Here is a 16,158-nt window from a genome sequence, read left to right on the forward strand (position 1 = left end):
ATCCGCTTCACAGGGTCATTCGAGGCCGAAGGCCCGGGTGACGGTCTGTGTGACCCCACCTCCGTTGCGCTGCTCGGCGGTGACCCGGATGGACACGTAATCGGCCCGGGAAGGTGCCTTCAGGAGCGCCTGCCAGGAGCCCTTCTTCTCCTTCAGGCTCTGCCGCCGCCATGTCGCCCCGTCGTCGTAGGAGACCTCGAGCTCGAGCGAGGTGACCGCGTCCTCCGGGGCGCCACTGCCGACGACGACGGGTTCGACCGAGAAGGCCGAGGTGCGCTTGGCCCGGCCTGCGAGGTCCAGATCCGCCCCGTAGTCGAGTTGGACCAGCGGGATGGCCTGGTCGTCGGCGTTGCCGGAGACGAAACTCCACTCCGTGTGCGTGGTGGTGGAGTAGGGGGTGAGGTCGGCGTTGCCCTCGGTGTCGGCGACGAGCCGGTATGTGAGTCGCTGCGGTGCCAGGCCGCCCACCCCCAAATCGGGCCGCGGCCCGTTCTGCATCAGCAGCCTGTCCCCCTGATACAGCGAGAAGCTCCGCGACATCAGGCCGGTGTCGCCGCTGTGGGCGGACCCTCCGTCACCGAATCCCGCGATCATTCCGCCCATGGCGTCGCCCACGCGGTGCGGGACCTCGAAGCTGACCATCCGCGGCCGTGTGATGGGGCCGAACCAGCGTTCGTTCTGCACGCTGCGTGGCCGGTAGCTCGCGATGTCGGTGAACGTCGACCAGCCGTCGATGCTCGCGTATTGCTGCCACTTGACGCCGTTGCCGGCGGAGACCCAGTCGGTACGGTGGCCCGGTGCGGCCGGCTCCCTCGGGAACGGCGGGACGCGCGTCATCCCGAACCCGGCATAGGGATAGGCGGCCGGCCAGTATTCGTACGACGGGCTGTCCTCCCGGCTTTCCATGACCTGCTTGCCGGCGGGCGGGGTGAAGTCGTTCTCGATGCGCGCCAGGCTGCCCGGGTCGGTTGCCGCGGAGGGGTCGTCCGGCACCCCTCCCTGGTGGTAGTCGGCCAGGTCGTACAGGTACTTCGGCGCGGGATGGGCGTCGACTGCCAGCCTTGTCCCGCTACTGCCCGCGGCCTTGATCCTGGTGATCAGGTCTTCGCCGTCGTCCACGGTGAGCGAGGCGACCGGGATCCGCCCGGTCGTCCTGCCGTCCGGGTCGCCGTACCAGTCACTCTTGCGGCCGTCGCCGTCGTTGACCACCAGGAGCATCGCCGCCCCCGCTGCACGCGCCGCGGCCGCCTGGTCCGTCGGGGCGACGGCGGCGCTGCTGCGGACGACCGCGGCCTTGCCGCGGGCGGACAGTCCGACGTAGTCGGCGGGAGTGCCGCTTCCGGCGAAGACGGCGTCCACATGGGCGGTGCCGTTCCGGAACTGCGCGGATCCCGGCTGCACCAGGAGCGTGTCGTCGAGGTTGCGCCCACCGTAGGCGATCCTCAACGGAGTCTGTTCGGCCCGGATCCGGGTGGTGAAGACGAAGCTGCCCTTCCTCACTTTGCCCTTGGTCGGCAGGGCCCACAGGCTGTCGTAGGCGGCGGAGGGCATCAGGACCTCGTGCAGGGCCTGTCCGTCGCCGGGCGTGGGCTCGCTCGAGGTGAAGGAGCGGAACAAGTCGATCCTGCTGGTGGTGACGGACGTGGGCTCGGGTGTCTCCACCTTGACCTGGCGTATGCGCGACGCGTCGAGTTCCACGTCCCGATCGGACTTCAGGTCGAGTTCGGGCACGGTCAGTACCGCGTATCCGAGGGAGTGCGGGCCGTGGCGGCCTTCCACGTCCAGCGTGGAGACGATCGTGTAGGAACCGGGAGCCCAGCGGCTGGTGAGCGTGCCGTCGGGGACCCACATGACGGTGGTCCTCCCGTCGGCACCGGTGATCTCGACCTCGCCGCTGACGGGCTTGCCGGCCCGGTCCTTCAGATGGACGGTCAGGGCGTGCTTCTCGGACTCGACGGAGAGCCCCACGGCCGTGTGCACGGCACCGGCCGGGAAGCGCGCGGTGACCTGCGCGGCGTACTGCCCCGGCACGAGCCCCCTCGGGTCAGCCACGAGGCCGACCGTCGAGGTCCCGCGCGCGGGCACCGTGACGCGGTCGGCGGCCAGTGCGAACGCTCCCTCGGGCGAGTCGCCGCGGTCCACCGCAAGCTGCACCGTGATGGGGCGGTCGGTGGTGTTGGTGTAGGTGATCTGCCGCTCGACCGGCTTCGGCTTCCGGTCGGGCGACCAGGGGACGAGTCCGGCATCCACCGATCCACTGGCGATGACCTGGTCCTGCCGGTACGCGGTGCCCACGTCCACCCGGCCGGTGCCCGCCTGATAGGGGCTGTAGGCGGGCGTCGGCGCACTGGTGCCCATCAGCGCGTCCTTGAGCTGCTGACCGGTCCACTGCGGGTGCTTCTGGGCCAGCAGAGCGGCTGCCCCCGCGACATGAGGCGCCGCCATGGAAGTACCGCTGTCCGAGCGGTAGTAGCCTTCGCCGCCGTCGTTCATGTACTGGGAACGCGCCGCCGACACGTCCACGCCGGGTGCGGTCAGGTCCGGTTTGAGGGCGTCGTCGTTCATGCGCGGCCCGGCGCTGGAGAAGTCGGCGAGGTGGTCTGCCCCGTCCACCGCGCCGACGGTGAGGGCGGCGTCCGCGGTCCCCGGCGCGCTCACGTTGTACGGGCTGTTCCCGGCGTTGCCCGCGGCGATGACGAAGAGCGCACCCGTCTCGGCACTCAGCCGGTTGACCGCCTGGCTCAGCGGATCGTCCTGGGTGTGCCACGCCGGTGTGCCGAGGCTCATGTTGATCACTTTGGCGTGTTCGGTCCGCGCCGCCCACTCCATGCCCGCGATGATCCCCGATATCGGACCCGATCCGCTGTTGCCGAGGACTTTGCCCACCAGCAGATCGGCGCCGGGGGCGACTCCCCGCTCCTTGCCGCCGGACGCGGCACCCGTCCCGGCGACGGTCGAAGCCGTGTGCGTTCCATGGCCGTTCCTGTCCACGACGTCCTCGCCCTGGACGAAACTCCGGGACGCCACAATGCGGTCGGCGAGGTCCGGATGGGTGGCGTCCACGCCGGAGTCGAGCACCGCGACCCGTACGCCCGTACCCGTGCCCCCCGCCGACCAGGCCGAGGGAGCGCCGATCTGCGCCGTCGTGTCGGCCAAGGCCGCCTCGGCCTTGCCGTCGAGCCAGATCTTGTCGATACCGGCGGTGAAGGACGGTGCGTCCCCGTCGTCCGGGGCCGCGCCGGCGCGTGCCGTCGACCGCTGGGAGTCCTGCCTGCGGGCGTCGGTGAGGGCCGACCAGAGGGCGGCGGCCTTCGACCTGCGGGCGCGAACGGCCTCCCCACGAACGGACGGAAGGGCCCGCGAGGTCTCCACCCCCGGCAGTGCGCTGTCGGACGACGAGTCGGACGAGCCCTTCGAGAGGCCGGACTTGAGGGCAGAGGAGCCTTCGGAGCGGGTGACGATCAAAGGGAGCGCGCCGGCGTGCGCATCGTCGTATCCCTGGGCCACCAGCTGGGTGACGTCGAAGAGTTGCTTGTCGAGGCGTCCCGCGGCGAGGTACGCCATGGCCTCGTCGGGATACACAAAGGTGTCACCGTCTTCGACAGCCACGCGCACCGAGCCCGTGGCTCCCGGAGGGCGCTCGACGGCGTCCACCGAGAGGCCCACCCGGCCGGGCCCCTGAGTCGCCGTCACCTCGTCCCCGGTGATCAACGTGACCTTGACCGGTGCAGGCCGAGGCTCGCTGTGTCCGGCCGAAGTGCTGGCGGAACGCGGTGGGTCGACGGCCCCGTGGGCCGTCGCCGGAGTGATCAGTGCGGCGACAAGAGCCGCCGCAACCGACGCCGCGGATCTTCGTGCGAAAGGGAGTCCCACATTGCCTCCAGAGTCGACGATCGACCGAATCCGACCACCCGGGAAGGCGCGATGTAAAGTACTTGAATTCCCAACCGCCCGAGGGTAAGGCGTATCCTCGACCGGCCTTGAGCAGCAGACCGTTATTGCGGCCTTTCGCTCCAACTACCCTCGTATGAGGGGCGGTTGTCATCACCCCGATCAGGCCCGAAGTGTGCGCGTCTCCCCCATGTGCACACGTTGACAATCAGGTGAATCGCGAAGCTTTTACGTGTGCGAAACGGCGGAGTGATTCCGACTCGGAATGTGCTGCCGGACACGGCGAAGTGACATGGGAAATAGCACGTATTCCGGCACAACGGCGTCGGGGCGCAACACGGTCGCCTCCCCTCGGTGACACCGTACGCAGCGCGGCGGGTGCCGGGGCCGAGCGGCCCGGCACCCGCCGCGGTTCAGGCAGGGACGGTCGGTGTCACCGTCCCGGCCGGCTCAGGATGTGCCGCGCTGGAGGTACGCGCGCACCACGGTCTGCCGGACGCTGTTGCCGGCGGCGTCCGTCGCCGTGACCCGCAGCGTGACGTAGGCGTCGCCGTGCCGCAGCGACGGCCGCTCCACCGTGGCGGTGAACCGTCCGCCGCCCTTCCCGGTGGTGCGGGCGGTGGTCCAGTTCCTGCCGTCGTCGTAGGACGTCTCGACCTTCAGCTTCACACCGTGCGGTGCCGCCATGCCGTCCTGCGTGCGGACGGTCAGGCCGACGGTGTGCTTGCGGCCGGGGCCGACGGCGTTCTGGGCGTCGACCGGTACGGCGTAGTCGACCTGGAGCAGCGGCAGCTTCTCCGGGTCGGCCGTGGTGTCGGAGCGGAACGTCCACGAGGTGCTGGTCCCGGTGCCGAAGCGCCAGTCGTCCGAGACACGGGCGGTGGTCAGGTCCAGGCGGTACTCGGCGTCGCCCGAGGGCACCTCGACATTGCCCCACGCACCGGCGTCGGAGGCCGTGATCTGCTTCCCGTCGCGGTACAGCACCGCCCGGGCGGTGTCGTCCTGGGCGACTTCCCTGACACCGGCACCTGCACCGATGCCGCCGAAGCCACCGCTCTCCGCGAACGCCCAGTGGCCGGCGCCGTCGGTGAACTCGGGGACGTACAGCGACAAGGTGTCGCCGTTGCGTACCGAGGCCCAGGGCGCGCCCCGGGGAATCGACGGGCGGACGGGCCCTCCGAACCACCGCTCGGTGGCCTGTTGGCCGGCCCCGTAGGTGTGGGGGGCGTCCCGCATGCCCGCCAGCAGCGGGAAGTCGGGGTTGTCGACGACGTTGTGGTGCACCGTGTGGTACCAGAGCGTGTCGCCGCCGGTGACGTACTCGGTGCGCTCCTGCCCGGTGGGCACGTCACGGGTGTACTGGTTCCAGGCGGTGTCCTGGTAGGGCCGCCAGCCGAAGCGCTGCTCGCTGGCCCAGGAACTGGCCCCGGTACGGGTGTAGGTGGCCCGGACGACGGCGCTCTCGCGCTCGGAGACCGTGTGGACCAGCTGCTGGGGGATCCGGCCCTTCGACACCTGCATGACGTCGTAGAGGTACGGGCTGTGGACCGTGCCGGAGAAGTTCACCGTGGTGGCGCGCTGCGCCGCACGCTTCAGCAGCGCCGAACCCTCCACCGCTCCGGCGCGCATGGTGGGCACCGCCATGCGCTCACCGCTCGGGGACCAGCGTGTCCATGGGTAGAAGCCGTCTTCCATGACGAGCATCAGTGCCTTCGCCCCGGCGTCCCGGGCGGCCTGGGCAAGGGCCCGGTCGTCGGTGAAGTGCCAGCGGACGACGGCAAGTTTGCCGCGCACACCGGCCTTCTTCAGCTCTGCCGCGGTGCCGGTGCCGGCGTCGACGGCGGTCAGCTTCGCCCCCTTGTCGTCGAAAGCGGGGGACGCGGGCACGTAGTACGGGGTGAACGCCAGCGAAGTGCCCGGGACCTCGGCCCGCAGCTGGGGCGCGGTCATCTGCCAGCGGGAGGCGAACTCGAAGGTGCCGTCGGTGACGGGCGCCGTCGGGCTGACGTAGATCCGCTTGGCGACGTCGAAGAACATCACCCCCTGGGTCAGACCGCGGCCCTCGATGTTCCGGTACGTCTGGTAGCTGAGGATGCCGCGCTGCTCTGCGGGGCGGGGGGTACGGATCTGCACGGGGGTGGTGTCGGCCGCGTTCAGGGTCACCGTCGCGTCCTTGGTGATCTTGACCTCGGGGTTGACGACCTCACGCAGTTCCTGGCCGTCGGCCGCGTTGTCCAGCGTGCCGAAGCTGACCTGGTACGTGCCCTCCTGAACCTCGGCGACTGCGGGCTCCAGGCTGGAGTACTCCACGAAACCGTCCTGGCCCCAGATCGTCGGAGCCGCGCCCTCGATGACCTTTCCGTCACGGTCGCGGGCGACCACGGTCAGCCTGTGCTTCGGGGCGTGGACGTTGAGACTGACGGTGGTGTGGGCGAGGACGGTGCCGTCGGCTGCGGTGGCGATGACGTAGCCGTAGTAGTCGCCGCGAGTGGCGTGGGCGGGGTCGGTGTTCAGCGGGACGTCGACGCCGGCGCCCGGGGCGAGACTCACGGTCCCGGAGCCGAGGGTGACCACCCCGGCGGGCAGGGCGCGTCCCTCGCCGGTTGCCAGGCTGACCTCGAGTCTCAACTCGACCGGCTTGTCACCGGTGTTGGCGTAGTGGACGGTGGCCGCCTGCTGCCGCCCGGACGCCCCGGCGGTCTGGACCGCGGGGAGCACCAGGGTGCCCGTCGCGGTGACCGGGCCGGTGGCCGTGGCCAGGTCGATACGGCCACCGCCCTGGTCGGTCACCTTGGTGCCGGACACGGTGTGCGAGGTGCTGATCAGCGCGTCCTTGATCTGCTGGGCGCCCCAGCCCGGGTGCTCCTGCGCCAGCAGCGCGGCGGCGCCCGCGACGTGCGGTGTCGCCATGGACGTACCGGAGGCGGAGGTGTAGTCGGCGTCGATCGGGTCGCCCATGGTCGTGCCGGCGGCGCGCGCGGCGACGATGCCCACACCCGGCGCGGTCACATCGGGCTTGACGGCCTTGTCGCCCTGGCGCGGGCCGCGACTGGAGAAGGGAGCGAGGGAGTCGTCCCGGTCGACGGCGCCGACGGTGAGGGCGGCGTCGGCGGCGCCGGGCGAGCCGATCGTGTACTGGCCCTGCTCGCCCGCGTTGCCCGCCGCGATGACGAACAGTGTGTCGGTGGCGGCGGTCAAGGTGTTGACCGCCTGGCTCATGGGGTCGGTGCCATCGGTCGGCGCGTCCGAGCCGAGGCTCATGTTGACGACCTTGACATGCTGCCCGGCCGCCCACTCCATGCCGTCGATGACCTGGGACTCCGAGCCGTAGCCGTCGTCGCCCAGCACCTTGCCGACCAGCAGGTCCGCCTTGGGCGCGACCCCGCGGCGGGTACCCGAGGACGCGGCGCCGGTACCGCCCACGATGGAGGCGACATGCGTGCCGTGACCGAAGTGGTCCACCGTGTTGCCGCTGTCGGAGAAGTCCTTGGCCTCCGCGATCCGTCCGGACAGGTCCGGGTGGTTCGGGTCGACTCCGGTGTCCAGCACGGCCACCTTGACGCCCTGGCCCTCGTAACCCGCCTTCCACGCGACGGGCGCGTTGATCTGCGCGGTACTGCGGTCGAGCACCGCCCTGACCTTGCCGTCCAGCGCGATGCGCGGAGTCACCGCGGCGCGGGCAGCGTCCGAACCCGCCCCGGACGCGAGCGTCTTCCAGAAGGTGCCGAGGTCCCCGTCGGAGACCCGCAGCGAACGGGCGCCGATGCTGCTCAGCGTGCGGGCGGGCGCCGAGGACTCGTTGAGCGCCGCCAGACGGTCGGCCGTGGCCTCGGCCGTCCTCACCGCCTGTGCGGTGACCCTGGCCCCGGCACGGGACGGACCGGAGAAGACGATCAGCGGCAACGCATCGCCATGGGCCTCGTCGTAGCCCTGGGCGATCAGAGCCGTCACATCGAAGAGCCGGCGGTCCAGCGTCCCGGCGGCAACAAGGGGTTCGGCGTCGGACGGCAGCACGGTCAGTGCCTTGTCGTCTCCCTCCAGCGTCCGGAAGACGATGCGTTCACGCCCCGGTCCGGGCTGGATCGACGCGGTGCGCCGCCCTCCCGGCAGCGTCGTCACGGTCACCCGGTCACCGGTGACCAGTTGCACGGTCGCGGACGCCGCTCCGCGCTCCGCACTGGGACGTTCGGTGTTCCCGAAGGTCGCCGTCCGGTCCGCGGCGGCGGCCGGCACGACGCCGGCGGCCACCATCAATCCTGTTGATATCGCCGCCGTCAGGCGGGGCCAACGCATCACAAGTACACCCTTCGTACAGCCGGTGAGCACGCGCTGTACGAAAGGAATCAGTTGATGGACCGGAGTGTCATCGGCATCACGAGTCACATCGGCGACATGTCACAACGGCGACAGACGTTGTCGGCGCGTCGACGAGGCCTGGCGGCATCGCGGTGCCAGGGAGCTCACCCAGGGTGCCCGAACACCACAACCTCCCTTCCCCTGAGTGCAACCTGACACGAGTCGCGGCCGCCGCCCAGGTGACCCCGCCCGGCCGGCCCTCCCCCGGCTCCACTCGCGACTGTCTTCACATCCGGCACACCAGCCCCCACCAGCGCGGATGCGATCTTCGACAACGGCGGGACTGAACACGGGATTTCGGCACCCTTGACACCGCCCGAATACGGGGGGAGCATCCTCGCGTTCGTTGACAACGTTGTCGGCAGTAGTTCGGAACGGAGAGCGGACGTGCCTGCTTCCGGCGCGTCCTGACCTTCCATCAGACATGAAGGGCAGAAGCGGTGTCAGGCTCATTGGTTCGTCAGACTCATGTGGAGGGCCGGACTCGTCATAGACGACGAGCTCTCGGATCCGTCGCGGCGGCCACCATGGCAGCCCTGGCGGTGGCCTTGACCGTGACGCCCGCCTCGGCGACGCCGGGCCGGGGCGAGGTCAAGGATCCCGTCTCCTACGTCAACCCCCTGATCGGCTCGTCCAACGCGGGCAACACCTATCCCGGAGCCGTTCAGCCGTTCGGCATGCTGGCCTGGAGCCCGCAGAACTCCCGCGGCAGTCAGACCTCCACACCCGCTCCGGGTGGTTACCAGTACGACGCGACGAAGGTCCGGGGCTTCAGCCTCACGCATCTCAACGGCGTCGGATGCTCCGGAGCCAACGGCGACATCCCGATCATGCCGTACGTGGGCGATGTCGACTCCTCGCCCACGGCCGACACCACCGACTCCAAGTACGCCAGCACCTTCTCCCATGCCAATGAGACCGCATCGGCCGGCTACTACAAGGTGGGCCTGGACAGCGGCGCTTCCGCCGAGCTGACGGCCACCGCCCGCACCGGCTCGGGCCGCTTCGGCTTCCCGTCCGACAAGCCCGCCAGCATGCTGTTCCGTACGTCCAACTCCGAGAGCGGCAGCACCGCCGCCGATGTACAGGTGAACGCCGCTACCAGGACCGTCACCGGTTCGGTCAGCGCGGGCAACTTCTGCGGCCCGCAGAGCGCGAACAACCGCAAGGACCTCTACACGCTGTACTTCACGGCACACTTCGACAAGCCGTTCGCCAAGGTCGGCACCTGGACCGACGGAACCGTGCAGGCGGGTTCCACCTCCGCCCAGGGCGGCACTGGCTTCAACTCGTCCGGCAACCCGGTGGCCGGCAAGGGCTCGGGCGCTTACGTCACGTTCGCGAGCGGCACCACCGAGGTCCAGGCGAAGGTGGCCATATCCTACGTCAGTGCGCAGAACGCGGAGGCCAACCTCCGTGCCGAGAACCCGCCCGCCAAGTCCTTCGGGTCCGTCAAGTCCCAGGCCGCCGCGGCCTGGAGGCAGGAGCTGAGCAAGATCGAGGTGGGCGGCGGCAGCGACGCCCAGCGCTCCACCTTCTACACCGCGCTCTACCACTCGATGCTGGAGCCGACCCTGACCAGCGACGTCGACGGCCGCTACCTGGGCGCCGACCGCAAGGCCCACAAGCTGGCCAAGGGGCAGAAGGCGCAGTACGGCACGTTCTCCGGCTGGGACCAGTACCGCGCCCAGGTGCAGCTGATGACACTGCTGAACCCGAAGGCCGGCAGCGACTACGCGCAGTCCCTGTTCAACTATGCGAATCAGCGTGACGGCGAGTGGGACCGCTGGCTCCTCGAGAACGGCAAGACGAGCGTGATGTCCGGCGACCCGTCGGACGCCGCACTCGCCGGCATCTATGCCTTCGGCGGCCATGACTTCGACGTCAAGGGCGCCCTGAAGTCACTGGTGACCGCGGCGACCGTGCCGACGGCGAACGACTCCGACAGCGCGGGCTGCAACGTCGAGTGTGTGGGCCAGCGCCCGGCCCTGGACAAATACCTGGATCTTGGTTACGTCCCGGCCGACGGCTGCCACTGCTGGGGCGGCGCCGCCGAGACGCTGGAGGACGCGGCGGCCGACTTCGGCATCTCCTCGCTGGCCGGCCAGATCGGCGACCGCACCAACGAGAAGGCGTTCCTCGCCCGTTCCGGCAACTGGACCAACGTCTTCGATCCCAACGCCACACCACAGGGCGGCTACATCCGTGACCGCAAGTCCGACGGCACCTGGGCGGGCACGTTCACCCCGGGCACCGGCAGCGGATTCGTCGAGGGAACCAGCGCCCGCTACACATGGATGGTGTACTCCGACGTCGCGGGACTCGCCGGCGCGATGGGCGGCGACGACGCGGCGGTGACCCGGCTCGACTCCTTCTTCCGCACCCCGGACGGCGCCTTCGACTTCTCGGCCAAGGACGGCACGCGCTACGACCCGACCAACGAACCCGACATCAACGCGCCGTACCTGTACAACTACCTCGGAGCGCCGTACAAGACGCAGGAGACGGTCCGCGCGGAGATGGACCAGCTCTGGACAGACGCCCCCGGCGGCATCCCCGGTAACGACGACGCCGGCACGATGTCGTCCTGGTACGTCTTCTCGGCGCTCGGCATGTACCCGCAGGTGCCCAGCCGCGCCGACATGGTGCTTTCGGCACCGCTGTTCCCGCACGCCGTGATCCACACCGGGAACCACAAGACCATCACGGTCAACGCGCCCGCCGCGTCGGCGGACAACATCTACATCCAGAGCCTGAAGACCAACGGCAAGAAGTCCGACAAGCCGTGGGTCCCCGCCTCCTTCGTCACCCACGGCGGCACCCTGGACTACACGCTCGGCGCCAAGCCCAACACTTCGTGGGGCAGCGCCAAGGCCGATGCCCCGCCGTCCTTCCCTGGCGGCGGAGTGAAGTTCTTCACCGGTGTCACCCCGGCCAAGCTCAAGGCCGAACCCGGCGGTGAGGCCGTCGCGACGACCGTCAAGGTGCAGACGCTCCAGGACCAGGAGACCAAGGTCCACTGGACGGCCACCCCGCCTGCCGGCATCACGGTGACACCGTCCCAGGGTGACTTCACGGTGCCGGGCGGTGGTTCCGCCGACGCGAAGATCTCCGTCTCCGCGGCGGCCGGGACCGAGCAGGGCTTCTACACCATCCCGGTGACGCTGACGTCGTCGTCCGGTACGGCGCTGCCGAAGACGTCCGCCTCGGTGACCGTCGCCCCGAAGAACAGCATGCTGTGGAACGTCAACAGCAACGGCATCTCGGCGGACGACGCGAACCCGCAGGCCAACTTCGACGGTGAGGGCTGGAGTTACTCCGCCGCCGCGCTGGCCGCCGCCGGGGTGAAGCCGGGAAGCACGGTCTCTTCCAACGGGTTCGACTTCACCTGGCCCTCGGCGGCCGCTGGTGAACCCGACAACATCGAGGTCGTCGGGGGCGGTCAGGTACTCGCCGTACCCGCCGCCGACGGCGCCACGAAGCTGAGTCTGCTGGGCAGTGCGGCGGAAGGTGCGGCGAGCGGCACGGTGACGCTCGCCTACACCGACGGCACCACCCAGCAGGCCGAAATCGGCTTCAGCGACTGGACGCTCGGCGGCGGCTCGCAGACGCCGTCGTTCGGCAACACGATCGCCATCCACACCACGTACCGTGACGTGCAGGGTGGCGGCAAGGACCCGGTGGGCACGGAGGTCTTCACCACCGCTCCCATCGCGCTGCAGGCGGGCAAGCAGCTCGCGAGTGTGACACTGCCCGCCACGACCAATGGCGGCATCATCCACATCTTCGCGGCGGCGACCGCCTGACGACGGATCCGGCCGGTTCCGGCCATGGCGAGGCCTGTTCAGCCCTGTGAAGGGCTGAACAGGCCTTCGTCGTCCCGCCACACCGCCGCCACGGATCGCCTGGGTCCGAGGAGGAAACGCCTCAGGAGCCATCCGGCGTGCCGCTGGCGTGGGGCCGACACCGCGGACCGATACTCGACCGCGTAGAAGCGACTACCGCACCCGGGCTCGCGATTCGCCGGAGGCCGGCCGACTCCCACTCGGACATGAAGGACGCCGGGGAGGGAGCCGCGGGCCGTGGCCACCGTGCGGGCCCCACCGAGCAACCATCGGCCAGGCCCCGGTAGTCGGATCATGGCATCGAATCGATCCCGGGATCCGTGGTGCCGAAGCCGGCGAACCCGCGCGTGGCCGGTCAGTTCGGCAGCTCGACCGACAGGTGCGGGCCCAGCGCCCGAAGGAAGTCCGCAGCGTCGAACATCGCACCGGCCGAGGCCACGCCCGTCGTCCGCGTGTGTCCGGCCAGGATTCGCTGGACAGCCTCCACCGCCAGTGGTGCGGTGACCGCGTAGATGTCCTGTCCGCGGGCCGTGGCACGTCGCTCGACGCCACCCGCGCGGACCAGGACGTCAACAACGAACATCTGGTCCGACCGTCCCAGGGCGTCGACCGGCTTCGGCGACGGTGTGTCCTCCTCGGACGGGTCTCTCGCGGCTTCGACGGCCATGTAGGTGCGGACTTCAGGCACGGCCACATGGCTGGGCACGGTGACGACATCGGCCATGGTGAACTCCGCGATCACCATTCGCCGGCCCAGTGGCTCCGGAAAGAGCCAGTCCTGCTCCCATGGCTTGTCGTCGTACTGCAGCGCGCCGTCGGTGAACCGCACCCGCCGGCCGGCGCGACGCTGATGGGAGACCTCACCCGCCGCCCGGGTGCCCGCCGTGGGATGCCAGCTGCTCAACCCGTAGGCGACGTGCACCTCGTCCGCAGCCGTCCATTCCCTCATCGCGGCGGTCACCATGCGTCCAACGCACGCTCGCGAGGGCCGAAGAGGCAGCCCTCCGCGGTCCGGCGGCCCGGTCGATCGCCTCGAGATCACCACTGGGCTGCGGCACGACGACCGTAGCGTGCCCCGGTGGTCGTCAGGTCCGGGGCCGGTGGCCGCGCTCCTGGCGCGGGGGGGTCTGCTGCGCCGGCACGCTGGGCAGGGGCAGATTCGCCGCCTCGTACTGGGCGAGGTTGTAGCGGGCGCCGGTCTGCGGCAGTTCGGGCGCGTGACGGCGCGGTGCGTTCATCCGCAGCGCCGAGGTGAGGTCACCCGTGACGCGGCGGCGCCACTCGCTGATGTTCGGCTCGGCCACACCGGTCAGCCGCTCCAGGAACTGGAGGACGGAGGTGTGGTCGAAGGTCTCCGAGGCGACCCATCCACCCACGGTCCAGGGCGAGATGATGATGCAGGGCACCCGGAAACCGAGCCCCACCGGGAGGTTGCCACCGGGGACACCGGTCGGCGAGGCCTTGCTGACGAACTCGCCCGCGGTACCGGCCGGCGGTGTCGGCGGCACCACGTGGTCGAACAGGCCGTCGTTCTCATCGTAGTTGAGGATGAAGACGGTCTTGGCCCAGGTCTCCGGGTTGGCGGCGATCGCGTCGATCTTGCCGGCCAGCCAGTTGGCGCCCGCCGCGGGCGTGCGGGCCGGGTGCTCGTCGTACAGCGACGGCGGCAGCAGCCAGCTCACCTTGGGCAGCTTGCCGTTCATCGCGTCGTACTCGAACTGGCCGAAGGCGCTCTCGGCGATCGCCTTGTCGTAGAGCGGGTCGCCGGCCTTCGCAGCCTGGTACTGCTTCATGTTGGCGATCGGCGCCAGACCGGTGGGGCCGCCGCCCGGGCCCTTGGCGGGCTCGTGGTAGATCTTCCAGCTCACCCCGGCCGCCTCCAGGCGCTCCGGGTAGGTGGTCCACGTGTACGTGCCCTTCGGCGCGTTGTTGTCCAGCGCGGGTCCGCCGGCCAGTCCGTCGGGGTCGACGGTGCCGGTCATGTGCATGTACCGGTTCGGGTGCGTCGGGCCCATCACCGAGCAGTGGTACGCGTCGCAGAGGGTGAACGCGTCCGCCAGTGCGTAGTGGAACGGGATGTCGTCACGGGTCAGGTAGCCCATGGTGTACGGGCCCTTGGCGTTGCCGTCCGCGTCGCGGTGGGCCGGCAGCCAGTTGTCCATCTGCCCGCCGTTCCAGGCGTTGTGCTGGGCCTGCCAGGCGTGGCTCAGCGACGGCACGGCCATCGCGGCGGTGGTCCTGGAGTCCATGTGGTACGGCAACAGGTGGCCGTCCGGGTTCAGGGTGTCGGGCTGGTAGTAGACCGGCCGCCCGTTGGGCAGCCGGACCGCGTGCGGGTCCTCGAAACCCCGGACGCCGGACAGGGTGCCGAAGTAGTGGTCGAAGCTGCGGTTCTCCTGCATCAGGATCACCACGTGCTCGATGTCGGACAGTCGCCCGCCGGACTTGGGCTCGGCGGCCGCCGCCCTGCTGAGGTTGGGCGGCAGAATCGACGCGGCAGCGGCCATGCCGCCGACCGCCGCCGCGACGCCGAGCAGTCGTCTGCGGGTGGGGCCTTCCTGCTGGGTGTCGTCGTGCGAGGCGTCGGACATCCGTGTTCCTTTCGCGAGCACGCCCGCTGGGGCGTACGGGAAGGGGCACAGAAAGGCTGGTCGCCGTCGGGCACGCGGCGATGACTAATACGTGGCCAGTACAAGAAGAAGTCCGGGGCCGACCCCACCCAAGTGAGCGCGAGGCGAACTGCGCCCCTCGGCACGGCGTCGGCCGTCACCGATTTCGCCCCAACGACCCTCGTAACAGTATGAGTTGGATGATCCGACACATGGCCGACCGGGTGGACACCGGACACGGACCCGGCACAGCACCCGACCGGCCGGCGCAGTAGGGGCGCGGCGTGCGACCGAGGCACGTCGAGTCGGGCTCACGAGCGGTTGATCTCCTGTCTGATAGCGTCGGCCGGCGCATCGCGCCATTGCCGGGCCGGCCTCCCGCCGGGCGGTGACGACAGAAGGAGGCACGGTGCTCGGTGCCCTGGGGATCAGCGAGTTCGACGAGCGGGTGTACCGCGCTCTTCTGGCGAAGCCCGACCGTACGACGCGGGAGATCGCCGAGGAACTTGACGCCACCCCCAGCCGGATACGGCACGCGGTGGCCCGGTTGCTGGACATGGGCGTGCTGCGTACGGAAGGACACGGCCAGTACCGACCGGTCAGCCCGCGGACCGCGTTGAGCGCACTGCTCGCCAAGTACAGAGCCGATTCCGAGGCGGCGTTCGCCGCAGTGGCGGATGTGGTCGACGACCTGGCAAGCGAGTACCGCGCCAGCCGACTGCAGGAGCATCCGAACGAGCTGGTGGAGGTGATCACAGGTGAGACGGCGATCGGCCTGCGCGTCGCCGAGCTGACCCAGTCGATCCGCAGCCACTTCTGGGTGTTGGACCGGCCACCGTATCTGGGCCCGTACAGCACCGAGTTGGAGGAGGCCTTCACCAAGGAACTGCTGGACCGCGGCGTCGACATACGGTCCGTGTACAGCCCGGAGGCGCTGGAGAACCACGGCCGATTCGAACTGATCACCCGCCTCGCCCAGCTCGGCGAGCAGGCCCGGCTCCTGCCGACCGTGCCGTTCAGGCTGCGGATCATGGACCGTCGTGTCGCGCTGGTCGCACTGATCGGAGGGCGGTACGACAGGATCGCCGTCGTCCATCAGTCGGGTCTGCTCGACGCGCTCCTCGAGCTGTTCGACGTCTACTGGCAGCGGGCACAACCCATCGTCTCGACGACTCAGGCGGCCCCGGACCAGCCGAGCACGGACGATCTCCTGCTTCTGAGAATGCTGCAGGCGGGCTACAAGGACCAGGCGATCGCCCGGCAACTGGGCACGAGCGCACGCACCGTGACCCGCAGGATCGCCGCGATCGCCACCCGCCTCGGCCTCGAGACCCGCTTCCAGGTGGGCGCCGAAGCCGCCAAGCGCGGCTGGATCTGAGCCCGGCGGCCAACCGCACGGGGGCCCGAGGGCCCGTGGCACAATCCCGGCACCCCGGCTCTCGGCGTATGAATGAGGC

5 protein-coding genes and 1 pseudogene are annotated in these 16,158 nt (G+C 70.0%); 2 read left to right on the forward strand and 4 right to left on the reverse strand.

What is annotated here, in order from left to right:
- Positions 1-15 precede the first annotated feature (15 nt).
- Complete coding sequence (locus tag ADL25_RS23630) at positions 16-3,693, reverse strand: S8 family serine peptidase (protein ID WP_079050543.1); 3,678 nt, start codon at positions 3,691-3,693, stop codon at positions 16-18.
- Between the two features lie 648 nt (positions 3,694-4,341).
- Positions 4,342-8,184 carry a S8 family serine peptidase gene (locus ADL25_RS23635; RefSeq protein WP_181923198.1) on the reverse strand — a complete coding sequence of 1,281 codons (3,843 nt, stop codon included), beginning with the start codon at positions 8,182-8,184 and terminating at the stop codon, positions 4,342-4,344.
- Positions 8,185-8,774: 590 nt separating this feature from the next.
- Here ADL25_RS23635 and ADL25_RS23640 point away from each other — a divergent pair.
- Positions 8,775-12,053: a GH92 family glycosyl hydrolase gene (locus ADL25_RS23640; protein WP_059129809.1), complete on the forward strand. Its 3,279-nt coding sequence runs from the start codon at positions 8,775-8,777 to the stop codon at positions 12,051-12,053.
- 394 nt (positions 12,054-12,447) lie between these two features.
- Here ADL25_RS23640 and ADL25_RS23645 read toward each other — a convergent pair.
- Positions 12,448-13,056: pseudogene (locus tag ADL25_RS23645) on the reverse strand (saccharopine dehydrogenase); the annotation flags it as partial.
- A 121-nt stretch (positions 13,057-13,177) separates the two neighbouring features.
- Positions 13,178-14,683 carry a phosphocholine-specific phospholipase C gene (locus ADL25_RS23650; RefSeq protein WP_059129810.1) on the reverse strand — a complete coding sequence of 502 codons (1,506 nt, stop codon included), beginning with the start codon at positions 14,681-14,683 and terminating at the stop codon, positions 13,178-13,180.
- Between the two features lie 427 nt (positions 14,684-15,110).
- Here ADL25_RS23650 and ADL25_RS23655 point away from each other — a divergent pair, with 427 nt between their 5' ends.
- The gene (locus ADL25_RS23655; protein WP_059129811.1) at positions 15,111-16,079 is read left to right on the forward strand and encodes a winged helix-turn-helix transcriptional regulator; all 969 of its coding nucleotides are present in this window, start codon (positions 15,111-15,113) and stop codon (positions 16,077-16,079) included.
- Positions 16,080-16,158: the final 79 nt, after the last annotated feature.

This window comes from Streptomyces sp. NRRL F-5122 (assembly GCF_001507435.1).
Taxonomy (GTDB): Bacteria; Actinomycetota; Actinomycetes; order Streptomycetales; family Streptomycetaceae; genus Streptomyces; species Streptomyces lannensis.